At 71.2% G+C, this 12516-nt stretch carries 14 protein-coding genes; 4 read left to right on the top strand and 10 right to left on the bottom strand.

From position 1 onward, the window contains the following. Nucleotides 1-88: 88 nt before the first annotated feature. The 3 genes from ACIQWX_RS48650 to ACIQWX_RS48640 all read right to left on the bottom strand — a co-directional run bounded on the left by ACIQWX_RS48650 (nucleotide 89) and on the right by ACIQWX_RS48640 (nucleotide 3161). A complete protein-coding gene (locus ACIQWX_RS48650) occupies nucleotides 89-400 on the bottom strand; it encodes a hypothetical protein (protein WP_400886661.1) in 312 nt (103 codons plus the stop codon). Nucleotides 401-597: 197 nt separating this feature from the next. Further along, on the bottom strand, nucleotides 598-2157 hold the full coding sequence (locus tag ACIQWX_RS48645) for a protein kinase (RefSeq protein WP_400886658.1): 1560 nt from the start codon (nucleotides 2155-2157) through the stop codon (nucleotides 598-600). Between the two features lie 44 nt (nucleotides 2158-2201). Further along, nucleotides 2202-3161, bottom strand: a complete 960-nt coding sequence (locus tag ACIQWX_RS48640) for an SDR family NAD(P)-dependent oxidoreductase (RefSeq protein WP_400886655.1) — start codon at nucleotides 3159-3161, stop codon at nucleotides 2202-2204. Between the two features lie 104 nt (nucleotides 3162-3265). Here ACIQWX_RS48640 and ACIQWX_RS48635 point away from each other — a divergent pair, with 104 nt between their 5' ends. Further along, nucleotides 3266-3811 (top strand): DUF6069 family protein, encoded by a 546-nt coding sequence (locus tag ACIQWX_RS48635; protein WP_364464553.1) that lies wholly within the window; start codon nucleotides 3266-3268, stop codon nucleotides 3809-3811. Beyond that, nucleotides 3808-4239 (top strand): nitroreductase/quinone reductase family protein, encoded by a 432-nt coding sequence (locus ACIQWX_RS48630; protein ID WP_400886652.1) that lies wholly within the window; start codon nucleotides 3808-3810, stop codon nucleotides 4237-4239. Before ACIQWX_RS48635 ends, ACIQWX_RS48630 begins: the two co-directional genes overlap by 4 nt. A 28-nt stretch (nucleotides 4240-4267) precedes the next feature. Here the strand turns inward: ACIQWX_RS48630 and ACIQWX_RS48625 are convergent, their stop codons facing one another. The 6 genes from ACIQWX_RS48625 to ACIQWX_RS48600 form a co-directional block, all read right to left on the bottom strand. Next, nucleotides 4268-5071 carry an ABC transporter permease gene (locus ACIQWX_RS48625; RefSeq protein ID WP_400886649.1) on the bottom strand — a complete coding sequence of 268 codons (804 nt, stop codon included), beginning with the start codon at nucleotides 5069-5071 and terminating at the stop codon, nucleotides 4268-4270. Further along, the gene (locus ACIQWX_RS48620; protein ID WP_400886646.1) at nucleotides 5068-6039 is read right to left on the bottom strand and encodes an ATP-binding cassette domain-containing protein; all 972 of its coding nucleotides are present in this window, start codon (nucleotides 6037-6039) and stop codon (nucleotides 5068-5070) included. The genes ACIQWX_RS48625 and ACIQWX_RS48620 overlap by 4 nt, the downstream gene beginning before the upstream one ends. Before the next feature lie 80 nt (nucleotides 6040-6119). Then, a complete protein-coding gene (locus ACIQWX_RS48615) occupies nucleotides 6120-6629 on the bottom strand; it encodes an OsmC family protein (RefSeq protein ID WP_364524846.1) in 510 nt (169 codons plus the stop codon). Between the two features lie 77 nt (nucleotides 6630-6706). After that, nucleotides 6707-8992, bottom strand: a complete 2286-nt coding sequence (locus ACIQWX_RS48610) for a M4 family metallopeptidase (RefSeq protein WP_400886644.1) — start codon at nucleotides 8990-8992, stop codon at nucleotides 6707-6709. A 315-nt stretch (nucleotides 8993-9307) separates the two neighbouring features. After that, the gene (gene msrA, locus ACIQWX_RS48605) at nucleotides 9308-9823 is read right to left on the bottom strand and encodes a peptide-methionine (S)-S-oxide reductase MsrA (RefSeq protein WP_400886641.1); all 516 of its coding nucleotides are present in this window, start codon (nucleotides 9821-9823) and stop codon (nucleotides 9308-9310) included. Nucleotides 9824-9914: 91 nt separating this feature from the next. Continuing rightward, a complete protein-coding gene (locus ACIQWX_RS48600) occupies nucleotides 9915-10121 on the bottom strand; it encodes a 4-oxalocrotonate tautomerase family protein (RefSeq protein WP_364464538.1) in 207 nt (68 codons plus the stop codon). A 116-nt stretch (nucleotides 10122-10237) separates the two neighbouring features. Between ACIQWX_RS48600 and ACIQWX_RS48595 the strand changes: the two genes are divergently transcribed. Further along, nucleotides 10238-10909, top strand: coding sequence for a TetR/AcrR family transcriptional regulator (locus tag ACIQWX_RS48595; protein WP_400886638.1), 672 nt, complete (start codon nucleotides 10238-10240; stop codon nucleotides 10907-10909). A gap of 131 nt (nucleotides 10910-11040) precedes the next feature. Further along, nucleotides 11041-11424, top strand: a complete 384-nt coding sequence (locus tag ACIQWX_RS48590) for an STAS domain-containing protein (RefSeq protein ID WP_400886635.1) — start codon at nucleotides 11041-11043, stop codon at nucleotides 11422-11424. A gap of 131 nt (nucleotides 11425-11555) precedes the next feature. Here the strand turns inward: ACIQWX_RS48590 and ACIQWX_RS48585 are convergent, their stop codons facing one another. Then, nucleotides 11556-12419, bottom strand: coding sequence for a LysR family transcriptional regulator (locus tag ACIQWX_RS48585; protein ID WP_400886632.1), 864 nt, complete (start codon nucleotides 12417-12419; stop codon nucleotides 11556-11558). Nucleotides 12420-12516: the final 97 nt, after the last annotated feature.

Below are 12516 nucleotides of genomic sequence, written 5' to 3'. Positions count from 1 at the left end.
TGTGCCCGACCCGTTGTACGCCGGGGCGCGGCGAGGTCACCAGGGTTGTCATCCCTTTGCCGAGGAGCAGTTTTGTGGCGCGGGAAAGTCAGGAGATCTCGATGCTGCCGCCGGTTTCGGGAACCGTTTCCCGCGGCAGTTCTTCGGCGAAGATCGTATCGATCTTCCGGGACGCGGTCCGCAGTTTCGCGACGCTCGCGACGAGCAGCAGGAGGACGGCGGCGGGCACGACGAGCAGCACGGGCGGCCACTCGGCGACGACGACCAGGCCGACGGAGATCAGGGCGAACGCGAGGAAGAGCGTCCTGGCGACGACGCGGGGCCACGCCGGGAGCGGCTTGGCGTGCCGCCCGCGGGGTGTTCCGGAAACCGGCCGCGCGAGGGCAGCGTGGACGCTCATCAAGGACCTCCGAAGAGTCGGGTACGGGGTTTCCCGGCGGGAGTGCCGGAGCCGGAACGCAGCCGGGCGGACACGTGGTGTGTGTCGGGGTGCGGCGGGTTCGGGTTACGGCTCGTTATTGGTTCGAGTCCGAATTCGGGAAAACAATTCCGCGCTATTCCGATTCGGTTTCGGCTACTAGGGCCGTTGGACCCGGGTCAGGCCCGGCCGGAGGTCCCGGAGCCCTTGCCCTTGCCGTGGTTGCGCGTGCGCTGCGGGTTGGCGGGCTTCGCGGGCTTCGGCTTGTCGTCGTGGGTCACGGCGGCGGGTTCGAGCTCGGCGGACTCGGTGGCGCGGGGGCCCGGATCGGGGGTGCCGGAGACGGCGAGCGGAGCCGGGGAAGGAGCCGCGGGCGCGGGCGAGCTGGGCGTGGGCCGCTGGGCCGGGGTGGTGGTGCTGGCGTCGTGAGTGGACAGGAGCAGAGCGGAGGCGGCGGCCACGGCGGCGGCGGTGAGCCCGGCGGTCGCGGTGAGACGGCGGCGTTTCGCGGGCTCGCTTGTTGGCGTGAGGCCGATTGCGGAGAGGATTTTCCGCGGGGCGGCCGGGTGGGGCCGGCTGGTGTTGCCGACCGTAGGGGGGAGGGTGGAATGGTCGGCTGAGCCGGTGGGCAGGCTGTGCCGGGAATCGGTGGCTGCGCTCGCGGCGGCGCGGGGTGAGTCGGGGTGGCTGGTTGCGCCGTGGCCACCCGCGGCGGCGGGCGAGTCAGCGTGGCCGGCACCACTCGCCGCGGCGAGGCGCCAGCCCTTCGCACCGCCGACCGGTGCCGCGCGGTGGCGCCTCAACGCCTCACCCAGCCGACCCGCCGGCCACGGCCGCGTCGGGACCGGTGCGTGCAGCAACTCCCGGACCTCCGCCGCCGTCGGGCGGTCTCCCGGTTCGCGACGGGTCATCCGGCGCAGCGTGTGCGCCAGCGACGGCGGCAACCCCTCCGGGATCCTCGGCGGCCGGGTCAGCCGGGCCATCGCCGCCTCGACCATCGTGCCCGGGTACTCGCGGCGGCCCGTCACGCACTCCAGCAGGATCAACCCCAGCGCGTACACGTCCGCCGGCGGCCCGGCCCGCTCGCCGCCGACCTGCTCCGGCGCCAGGTACGCCGCCGTGCCCGGGACCACGCCCGTGCCCGTGATGTGCGTCGTGTCCAGGGCGTGCGCGATGCCGAAGTCGCCGATCAGCGGGCCGTCCACGGACACGAACACGTTGGCGGGCTTGAGGTCCCGGTGGACGACGCGCCGCGCGTGGACGTGGGCCAGCGCCTCGGCCAGCCCGTCCGCCAGCTCCGTCACCTCGGCCACCGGCAGCGGCCCGGACAGCAGCCGCTCCGCCAGGTTCTCGCCTTCGACCAGCTGCATCACCAGGTACGTGCGGCCGTGGTCGGTGCCGCTGTCGAGCAGCGCCACCACGCCCGGATGGGTGATGCTGCCCTGGATGCTCATCTCCCGCAGCCGGCGGCGCTGGTCGAGCGCGACGGCGTTCCGGTCGTAGATCTTGACCGCGACCTCGCGCTGGAGCCGCAGGTCGTAGGCCCGGTACACCCGCGCCGTCCCGCCGCTGCCGACCAGCCTGCCGACCTCGTACCGCCCGGCCAGCAAGCCCGGCGGGCGGTCGTCCTCGAGGGAACGCGGGGTGGCGGGAACCTCGTCGAGGGTGAAACGCGCACACGTGACGTCGTCCGCGTCGCCCATCGGCGCGTTCCCCGTTCTGCCGGCTTCGTCGGCCACGGCCGCGATGTACCCCGATCACGTGCCGGGCAAACGTCAAAAGATCACGCGAAAGCGTCCACCCCGGTCAGTTCGGCCGACAGCGTCCACAGGCGACGGGCCTCGTCGCGGTCCACGGCGTACCGGCGCACTCCGGACTCGGCAAGGCCTTCGGCGTCGTCCGGGGCCAGTTCGGCGACGTCGCAGTCCTCCAGGTACAGCCCGCCGAGCCCGGCCAGCTGCGGTGACGTCGCGGCCCAGACCGTCGTCGCCGCGCCCTGCTCCGGCGTCTTGAACTTGACCAGGTAGTTGCCGGCTTCGTCGATCCAGCCGCGGGCGATGTGCTCCTCCCGGGACAGGTGCCGCTGCAGCGGCGTCATGATGCCGCCGGGGTGCAGCGCGAACGCGCGGACACCGCGGGACGCGCCCAGTTCGTCCAGCCGGACGGCGAAGAGCACGTTGGCCGTCTTGGCCTGCCCGTAGGCGGCCCACTTCTCGTAGCCGTGCTCGAACTGGACGTCGTCCCAGCGGATCGGCGAGTAGTGGTGGCCGCGCGAGGACAGGACGACGACGCGGGCACCGTCGGCGACGGCCGGCCACAGGCGGTTGACCAGGGCGAAGTGGCCGAGGTGGTTGGTGGCGAACTGGGCTTCCCAGCCGGGGCCGACGCGGGTCTCCGGGCAGGCCATCACGCCGGCGTTGGTGATCAGGAGGTCGATCCGCCGTCCGGTGGCGAGGAAGCGCTCGGCGAACGCGCGGACGCTGTCGAGGTCGCCCAGGTCCAGCTCGCCGACCTCGACGTTCTCCAGGCCGGCCAGTGCCTCTTCGGCGGTCTCGCGGCGGCGGGCCGGGACGACGACGTGGGCGCCGGCGCCGGTCAGCGCGCGGGTGGTCTCGAGGCCGATCCCGGAGTACCCGCCGGTGACGACGGCGAGCTTGCCGGTGAGGTCCACGCCTGCGACGGCTTCGGCGGCCGTGGTGGCGGCGCCGAAACCCGAACCGATCTTGTGCTGTGCGGTGGTCATGCCCCGACGCTACGAGCTGGAGTGCGCTCCAGCGCAAGTCGCGCGGACGCGGCCGAAAGAGGGGACAATCGCGGGGGAGAGGCAGCCGACCCAGGAAGGCTCTGATGTCCGACTACTACGGGAACCAGCCCCAGGACGTCCGCCCGGGGATCGACGCGCGCCGGCTGTGGGCGGGCGGGGTGGCGACGGCGGTGATCGCGGCCCTGCTCGCGGTGGTCGGGTTGCTGATCGCGCGCGGCGTCTTCGAGGTCGAAGTGCTGGCCCCAAAAGGCGAGGGCGTCTGGGGCAACGCGAGCACCACGACGTACGCGCTGGTCGCCGCCGCGGTGGCCCTGCTCGCCACCGGGCTGATGCACCTGCTGAGCGTCGCGACGCCGGCGCCGTCCCAGTTCTTCGGCTGGATCATGGTGCTGGTGACGCTGATCGCGGTGGTCCTGCCGCTGACGTTGACGGTCGCACCGAGCGCGAAGATCGCCACGGCCGCGATCAACCTCGTCATCGGGCTCGTCATCGCCGCGGTCGTGAACAGCATGGCGGCCAGCGCCCGGACGCTGCACCGGCGCCGCACGAGCCAGCAGAACGCCGCGCCGCCGCCGACCCGGCAGTACCCGCAGCAGCAGCCGCCGCCGACCCGCTACTACGACCAGTGACCGTGGACACGGCCGACGTGCGGGCGACGAACCGCCGCGTGATCGAGCAGTTCCGGGCGGGCGGCGAGGTCGAGGGCATGCACCGCGAACGGCTGGTGCTGCTGACCACGACGGGCCGCAATTCCGGGAAACCGCGCACGGTCCCGATGATGTACCACCGCGACGGCGACCGGCTGCTGGTCGTGGCGTCCAACATCGGGTCGCCGAAGCACCCGGGCTGGTACCTGAACCTGATCGCCGACTCCCGGGTCAAGGTGGAGGTGGACGGCCACGAGTTCGACGGGGAGGCGCTGCCGCTGCTGGGGGCGGACTACGTGCGGACGTGGACGGAGCTGGAGAAGCTCTACCCGTTCCTGGCCGACCACCAGGCGAAGGCCCGGCAGGCCAGGCGGGTGATCCCGATCGTGGAGCTGTCCGAAGAGGACTGACCGCAGCCAGTCCTCTTCGGACGGACTCCTACTTGCTCGCCACCCGGCGGTACTTGGCCGTCGCCAGGGGAGCGAACACCGCGATGATCGCCACGCAGCACAGGATCGAGTACAGCGCCGCGTTCTCCGCCGGCCAGCCCGTCTGCGCCGGGCCGAAGCGGTTGCCGAACAAGTCCCTCGTCGCGTTGATCACCGCCGTGAACGGGTTCCAGTCCGCGATCGCCTTCAGGAACGCCGGCAGCGTCTGGGTCGGGACGAACGCCGAGGAGATGAAGCTCAGCGGGAACATCCAGATGAGCCCGAGGCTCTGCGCCACCTCGACGCTGCGCGCCGCCAGGCCGATCAGGGCGCCCACCCAGGACAGCGCCCACGCGAACATCAGCATCACCAGGTAGCCCAGCAGCGCGTCCCAGAAGCTCCCGCGGATGCGCCAGCCCACGATCAGCCCGCACGCCGACATCACGACCAGCGCCACCACGCTGACCACCAGGTCGGACGTCGTCCGGCCGAGGACCACCGCGATGCGGGACATCGGCAGCGAGCGGAACCGGTCGATGATGCCCTTCTGCAGGTCGTTGGCGAAGCCGATGACCGTGAACGCCGAGTTGAACGCCACCGTCTGGGCGAAGATCCCGGCGATGAGGAACTCGCGGTAGGCCGCGCCGCCCGCTTCGCCGCCGATCGCGTTGCCGAAGACGTACGCGAACAGCAGCACGAACATGATCGGCTGCAGCGTCGCCGCCATCAGCCAGTCCGGGTTGCGGCGGACGTTCATCAGGTTGCGCCACGTGATGATGCCGCCGTCGGAAATGCCCTTCGCCAGCGCGTTCACTTCGCGGCCTCCTCGGGGGCTTCGGCGCCGTGGCCGGTCAGGGACAGGAAGACGTCGTCGAGGGTCGGCCGGTGCAGGGCGACGTCCTGGACGGCGATGCCCTGGGCGTCCAGCCGGCGCAGGGCCTCGATGAGCGCCTTCGGGCCGGTGTCGACGAGGATCTCCGCGCGCCGCGTGTGGTCGTCGCCGGACGGCTCGCCCGTCCCCACCTCGCGCAGCACCGCCAGCGTCGTCGGCAGGTCCGCGGGCGAGGCGACGACCAGCTCCAGCCGCTCGCCGCCGATCTGGGCCTTGAGCTCGTCGGCCGTGCCGCGCGCGATCACCTTGCCGTGGTCGATCACCACGATCGAGTCGGCGAGCTGGTCGGCCTCTTCGAGGTACTGGGTGGTCAGCAGGACGGTCGTGCCGTCGGCGACCAGCTCCTTGATGACGCCCCACGTGTCGAGCCGCCCGCCGGGGTCGAGGCCGGTGGTCGGCTCGTCGAGGACGACGACGGTCGGCTCGGCGACCAGCGCGCCGGCCAGGTCGAGCCGCCGTCGCATGCCGCCCGAGTAGCCCTTCGCCGGCCGGTCGGCGGCCTCTTCGAGCGCGAACCGCGCCAGCAGCTCCCGGGCGCGTGTGCGGGCGGCCGATTTCCCGCGCCCGTAGAGCCGCCCGACCATGTAGAGGTTCTCGAACCCGGTGAGGTTCTCGTCGACGGCCGCGTACTGCCCGGACAGGCCGATCCGCTGCCGGACCTCGTCGGGCTGGGCCAGGACGTCGTAGCCGGCCACGTGCGCCGAGCCCGAGTCCGGCCGCAGCAGCGTGGTCAGGATGCGGACCGTGGTGGTCTTGCCGGCGCCGTTCGGGCCGAGCAGGCCGAGCACGCGCCCGGCCGGGATGTCGAGGTCGACGCCGTCGAGCGCGCGGGTCGACCCGTAGGTTTTGACGAGCCCGCGCACCTGGACGGCGCTGTCCGGTTCCGGCATGGCGGTTTCCCCTCTCGGTGACCCCGCCAAGCTAGGCCAAGTGCGTCCGGTTTGTCCTCCGGGTTTCTCCCTGAGCCGGTTCAGTTCGCCGAAAGCGTGACGGCGAACTCCGGCGGCGTCCGCAGCGTCTGGAAGACGACGCAGTAGCGCTCGGTCAGCTTCTTGAGCGTGGCGAGCTGCTCTTCGGAGGCGTCGGTGTCCAGCGCGAACGACAGCCGGATCGCGCGGAAGCCCACCGGGGCGTCCTTCGCGACGGCGAGAGTGCCGCGGAAGTCGAGGTCCCCTTCGGCGCGCACGCGGCCGCCGCGCACCTCGAGCCCCAGCGACGTCGCCACGGCCCGCAGCGTCACCCCGGCGCAGGCGGCGAGCGCTTCGAGCAGCATGTCGCCCGAACAGGCGAGGCTGCCGTCGCCACCGGTGGCCGGGTGCAGGCCGGCTTCGACGACCGCGCGGCCCGTTTCGACCTTGCACGAGATGCCGAGGCCGTCCAGTTCGGCGTCGGCGTGCAGCGTGACGAGCGCGCTCTCCGGCTGCTCGCGGTACTTGTCCTTCAGCGGGGCCTGGGTCGCGCGCAGCTCTTCGGTGTCCATGCGCCGATTCTGCCCCCCGGGGACGCGAAAACGGGGAGGCCGGGAATCCCGGCCTCCCCGCTTCGATCGTCAAAGCGTCAGCTCAGGGTGACGGCCACGTCGTCGATGACGAACGAGGTCTGCAGCGAGCTGTCCTCGGTGCCGGTGAACTTCAGCGCCAGGGTGCCGCCGGCGGCCGACGAGACGTCGATCGTGCGGAGGGTGTACCCGGTCGCCTTGTTCAGGTTGGAGTAGCTGCCCAGCGTCGCGCTGCCGTTGGTGACGGTCAGCTTGTCGTAGGCGGTGGTGGAGGTGGTTTCCGCCGTGTCGATGTGCAGGTAGAACGTCAGGCTGGCGTGGCAGCCGGCCGGGATGCTCACCGACTGGGCGACGGACTCCGTGTGCGTGGAGCCGTAGCCGTCGAGGTAGGCGGAGTAGGTGCCGCCGTGCGCGGCCTCACCCGAGGACGCCCACTGGCCGATGGCACCGGTGGTGCCGGTCCAGTTCGCCGCGCCGGACTCGTAGCCGCCGTTGACGATCTTCTGGCCGGTGCAGTTGCCGGTGGTGCCGACGGTCCAGCTGAACGACGCCGTGCCGGTCTTGTTGGCCGCGTCCTTCGCCGTCACCGTGACGTTCGAGGTGCCCGCGGTGGTCGCGGTGCCCGAGATCGTGCCGGTGGAGGCGTTGATGGACAGGCCGGCCGGGAGACCGGTGGCGGTCCAGGTGTACGGCGAGGTGCCGCCGCTCGCGGAGAGCGGGAGGTTGACCGAAGCGCCGGTCACGGTCGACTGGTTGCCCGGGTTCGAAACCGTGACGGTGCCGGTCGCCGAGCAGGTCGGGTCGGCCGACTGCGCCGGGACGGAGATCGCGTCCCACGCCGCCTTGACGGTGTTGAACTCGGTGCAGCTGCCCGGGAAGAGGTTCTTCGCCGCGGTCAGCGTCCAGGTGCGGTACTTCAGGTACGAGCTGCTGGAGGTCTTGAGCAGCATCGCGTTGTAGAAGATCTTCACCGCGTTCTGGACACCGATGCCGGTGACCGTGGAGCTGTTGCACGTCGTGCTGGTCGGCTGCCCGTTGGTCGGGTTGGTGCCTTCGGCCAGCAGGTAGAACCAGTGGTTGCCGGGGCCGGCGGCCGCGTGCACCTCACCGTTGGGGACGGAGCTGTCGTAGCAGTTCTTGTCGCCCAGCGCCGACGGGTTGTACATGTTGCGGATCGGGCCGGAGCCGACCAGGTTCACCGACTCGCCGACGAGGAAGTCCGGCACGTCGCCGCCCGAAGGCTCATTCGCGAACCACTCGGTGGAGGCGCCGAAGACGTCCGCGACGAACTCCTGCGTGCCCGCGCCCGAGATGCCACCCGGGGTGTGGTCGTCGATGCCGTGGCCGTGCTCGTGCGCGACGACGTCGATCGAACCGATCCACTGGTTCTGCGTGTTGTGGCCGATCTGGACCTGCGTGCCGTCGTAGTAGGCATTCTCGTCGTTCAGGCCGACGCGGATCGGCCAGCCGCCGCCGTTGCCGTCGAACCCATTGCGGCCCAGCCACTGCGAGAGCATCTTGTTCTCGGTCTGGGCGGCGAACAGGGCGTCGACGCAGCCGGTCTCGCGGCTGGTCGCGTTGCCGTTGCCCCAGGCGTCGTCCGGCCCGCTGAAGGTGGTGTTGCTGGCCGCGTCCTGGCAGGACGTGTTGGTGATGGCCGGGTCCTTCAGCGTGTACGTGCTGCCCGAGTGGGTGGTGTCGAGGTGCACCGGGTTCGGGCGGTTGTACGCGCTGGTGCCGTCGCCGTTCATGACGTGCTCTTGGGTCTTGAGCACCTTGCCGCTGGCGGCGTCGACGATGACGTCGAGGCGGCTCGGGCCCTCGGCGTCGCGGCCGACGACGGTGCTCTTCCACGCCAGCGTCGGCGTGCCGAGCGCGTAGACGACCTGCTGCGCGGGGCTCACGCTGTCCACGGCGGACAGCTGCTGCCGCGCGGTCGCCTCGGCCGCGGCCTTCGTCACCTTGGCGCCGGTGGTGGCGAGGTCGATGGTCTGGTCCTGCGCGACGGAGGTGCCGAGCACCTGGCCCGTCGAGTTGGTCGCGACGACGAAGTCGCCGCCGACCACCGGCAGGCCCTTGTAGCTGCGCTCGTACGGGATGTACTGCAACCCGTTGGTGGCGGAAATCGCTTTCTGGGCCAGGAAAACGTCGTCCGCGCTGGCGTGCAGCGCGGCCGGCCTGCTCGCCACCAGACCGGCGGCCGCGGTCGCGGCCTGGGCCACGGCGCTCGGGGCGGCGCCGGGAGCGGCGTTCGGGGTGGGTTGTGCCTGTGCGGTGCCGGTGATGCACAGCGCGCCGACGAGCACGCCGGTTGCTGCCAAGACGACAGGACGTCTCAGATCCATCGAGGATTCCCTCCGGGCAGGGTGAACCAGGCCCGGGTTCGAGGCCGGGCCGGATCAAGGGGACGAGAGGTGGTGCCGTGGAACGGAAATCAGAATCCGGTGCCGGAGCCTCGTGAACAAGCGACTAACGTACGGTCTTGTCCACTGACCGCAATACTTCCCAAAAAGGACATTTCCCGCCATTGGGATTCCCGGGCTGTCGGTCCACTTAGGACTAGATGCGGATCACCGCCGTTCGGGTGATCTTTTCCGCGTCCGAACGGAGAAGGCCCCTTCACCGGGAATCGGTGAAGGGGCCTTCTTGGTACGACTGTGTCAGGCGGTCGTCTCGCGCTTCGGGAGTTTCCAGCCCGGGCGCACGAAGTGACACGTGTACCCGTTCGGAATGCGCTGCAGGTAGTCCTGGTGCTCCGGCTCGGCCTCCCAGAAGTCGCCGACGGGGCTGACTTCGGTGACGACCTTGCCCGGCCACAACCCGGATGCCTCGACGTCGGCGATGGTGTCGTCGGCGACGCGCTTCTGCTCGTCGTTTTCGAAGAAGATCGCCGACCGGTAGCTCAGGCCGATGTCGTTGCCCTGGCGGTTCTTCGTCGTCGGGTCGTGCACCTGGAAGAAGAACTCGAGCAGGTCGCGGAACGTCGTCTGAGTGGGGTCGTAGACCACCTCGATGGCCTCGGCGTGCGTGCCGTGGTTGCGGTAGGTGGCGTTCGGGACGTCGCCGCCGCTGTAACCGACCCGGGTCGAAATCACCCCGGGCTGACGGCGGAACAGCTCCTGCATGCCCCAGAAGCAGCCGCCGGCCAGGACGGCCCTTTCGGTTGACGTGGTCACGGCGTCACTCCTTCTCCTCGTGTGGTGCTGCCACCTGTACAACTTCGGTGCTCAGCCGATGATTCCACGGGAGTCTTACGAGAGCGTGACGTCACCCCGCCTGCAGCTTCGCGAGGGTGAGCACCTCCCCGCCGATGCCCCAGCCGCCGTCGGCGACCTCTTCGACCAGCACCATCGTGTTCGCGCGGGCGCGGTCGCCGTAGATCTCGGCGTAGAGGTCGGTGGCGCGGGTGACGAGCTGCTCCTTCTGCTCGGCGGTGAGGGTGCCGGCGGGGACCTTGAAATTGGCGAACGGCATGGACGTGTCCTTCGGTATCGATGTTCTCAACTTGACGTGATCGACGCTAACACGTGCTGCGGATCATCGCTACCCTCAACTTGATATCGATGGTATCCGCTGGTAGCTTCGGTGTGGTGGACGTACGGACGCGAATTCTGGAAGCGGCGGCAGCCTTGCTGGCGCGGTCCGGCGAGTTCTCCACGCGGGCCGTCTGCGAGGCCGCGGGGGTCGGCGCGCCGGCGTTGTACCGGCAGTTCGGCGACAAGGAGGGCCTGCTCGCCGCCGTCGTCGACCACGCCTTCGAGGCGTACCTGGCCGGGAAGCGGGCCGCCCGGCGGTCCGACGACCCGGTGCGCGACCTGCGCGACGGCTGGGACAACCACGTCGCGTTCGCGCTGGACCACCCCAACCACTACCGCGTGCTCTACGCGGGCCTGTCGACCCCGCCGGGCGCGGCGGCCGAAGCGCACGGGCTGCTGCTCGCGGTCCTCGAGCGCTGCGCGGCGGCCGGGCGGCTGAAGGTGCCGCCGCCGCTCGCCGCGCAGATGGTGATGGCGGCCAACGCCGGCGTCGCGCTGTCGATGGTCACCCGGCCGGAGCTGTACCCGGATCCGGAGTTTTCCGTGCGGGTGCGCGAAAGCGTGCTCGCCGGCATCCTCGCCGAGGGTGCGCCGGAGCCGGGTGGCGTCGCCGTGGCGGCGACGACGCTCGCCGCCCGGCTGAACGGGTCGACGTCGCTGTCCGAGGCCGAGGTGACGATGCTGCGGGAGTGGCTGGGGCGGTTGAGCGTCCACAGTGGACGCTGAGCCGGACGGAGGGCCGCGTTGGTCCGTTCGCTTGCGGCGCGAGGTTTCTTCCCGCTCCACACGGCCACTGCCGGGTGCCGGTGGGACGATGAGCCGGGGCCGCCCCCGAACCGGCCCCGGGGAGGCGCGCGATGCGCGAGCACGACGGAGCCGTCTCGGAACGCACCAGCGGGGTGCTGGTCATCGAAATCCGCGGCGAACTCGACATCGACACGGTGCTGCGGTGGACGACGCTGATCGAAGCGGCCCTGTGTGAATTACCGGCCCCGCATTTGCTGGTGCTGGACCTCGCGACGCTCGAATTCCTTTCCGCGCGCGGGGCGAGGGGGCTGCTTCAGGCCGTGGAGTGCTGTCGGGACCGCGGAATCGCCGGTTGCCTGATCGTGACGCCGGGGAGTGTGGCCGACCGGGTGGTGCGGATGACGAGCCTCGGCGAGCGGGTTCGGGTGTTCCCGAACCGGCTGTCCGCAATCGCGGCCAGCCAGCCGGTGGCGGTGCGCTGGCTGCCCGGCTGACAGCCGGCGGCAGTGCGCGGGCTGTCGGGCCGGCCAGGCCGCCGGTTGCGGTCGGCTGGGCCCACCTCACCGGCCTCCTTGCGGTTGGCCGTGGCGGTGCCCTGCTGCTGAGCCGGCTTCCTGACCGTCCGTCAAGCCGGTTCGCGCACCAGCTCCGCCGCCGCGTCGGCGAACGCCCGCACCCGCGCCGTCGCCGAACCCTCCCGCCACACCAGGCCCCACTCCAGCCGCGGCGCGTCGTCCAACGGCACGTACGCCACGTCCGGCCGCGGGTAGTACCTCCGGATGTGCGCGCCCACCGGCAGCACGCCCGCACCCGCACCCGCCAACGTCAGCAATTCCTGCAGCCCAGCTCGCGGCCGCGTCACCGCGTCCGGTGCGTGCTCGTCCAGCCACGGGTCCGGCAGCGCACACCGCAACACCGTCACCCGTCCGAAATCCGCGACAGACACCGTGTCACGCCGCGCGAACGGGTGACCCGCCGCCATCGCCAAGAACCGCCGCTCCCGCACCAGCACTGGGCCGGTGACCAGCCCCGGAGCATCGAGCGGGAGACCGGCCAGCACCACGTCCACCTCACCCTCGTGCAACCACGGCAGCACCTCCGCCGGGCGGACCTCGCGGAATTCGACCTCGCAACCGGGCACCCGCCGCCGGACCAGCTCGGCCACCCCGGCCAGCAGCTGCCCGCCCGCGGCGTCGCCGAACGCGACACGCAGCGTGCCCGTGACCCCGCGGGCGGCCGCCACCGCGCCGTCCAGCGCCGACACGACCGCCGCCCACGCCGGCGCGAGGTCGGCAAGCAACTGCCGCCCCACCGGCGTCAGCTCGACCCGGCGGCTGGTCCGGGTGAACAGGGGCGCGCCGATCCGCCGTTCCAGCTTCCGGATCGTCTGGCTGACCTGCGCGGTCGACACGCGCAGCCGCTCCGCCGTCCGGCCGAAGTGCAGCTCCTCGGCCAGCGCCAGGAACGACTCGACCTCGCGCGTCTCCATCAGCTAGCTGTGATGTCCAAGGACGTTGTTCCGCGATGAGGTGACCGGTGACGGCCTGTCGCACAGACAGGTGAAGGCCTCCGGAGGTGAAGTGGAG

The organism is Amycolatopsis sp. NPDC098790 (assembly GCF_044759945.1).
Classification (GTDB): domain Bacteria; phylum Actinomycetota; class Actinomycetes; order Mycobacteriales; family Pseudonocardiaceae; genus Amycolatopsis.
This window is presented reverse-complemented; position numbering and strand designations above follow the sequence as displayed.

Bases quoted from the DNA above. Each gene is read 5' to 3' on its own strand.
- ACIQWX_RS48600 (WP_364464538.1), bottom strand. From the start codon at position 10,121: ATGCCGTTCGCCAATTTCAAGGTCCCCGCCGGCACCCTCACCGCCGAG.
- ACIQWX_RS48635 (WP_364464553.1), top strand. From the start codon at position 3,266: ATGTCCGACTACTACGGGAACCAGCCCCAGGACGTCCGCCCGGGGATC.
- ACIQWX_RS48585 (WP_400886632.1), bottom strand. From the start codon at position 12,419: ATGGAGACGCGCGAGGTCGAGTCGTTCCTGGCGCTGGCCGAGGAGCTG.
- ACIQWX_RS48615 (WP_364524846.1), bottom strand. From the start codon at position 6,629: ATGGACACCGAAGAGCTGCGCGCGACCCAGGCCCCGCTGAAGGACAAG.
- ACIQWX_RS48640 (WP_400886655.1), bottom strand. From the start codon at position 3,161: ATGACCACCGCACAGCACAAGATCGGTTCGGGTTTCGGCGCCGCCACC.
- ACIQWX_RS48650 (WP_400886661.1), bottom strand. From the start codon at position 400: ATGAGCGTCCACGCTGCCCTCGCGCGGCCGGTTTCCGGAACACCCCGC.
- ACIQWX_RS48610 (WP_400886644.1), bottom strand. From the start codon at position 8,992: ATGGATCTGAGACGTCCTGTCGTCTTGGCAGCAACCGGCGTGCTCGTC.
- ACIQWX_RS48620 (WP_400886646.1), bottom strand. From the start codon at position 6,039: ATGCCGGAACCGGACAGCGCCGTCCAGGTGCGCGGGCTCGTCAAAACC.
- ACIQWX_RS48590 (WP_400886635.1), top strand. From the start codon at position 11,041: ATGCGCGAGCACGACGGAGCCGTCTCGGAACGCACCAGCGGGGTGCTG.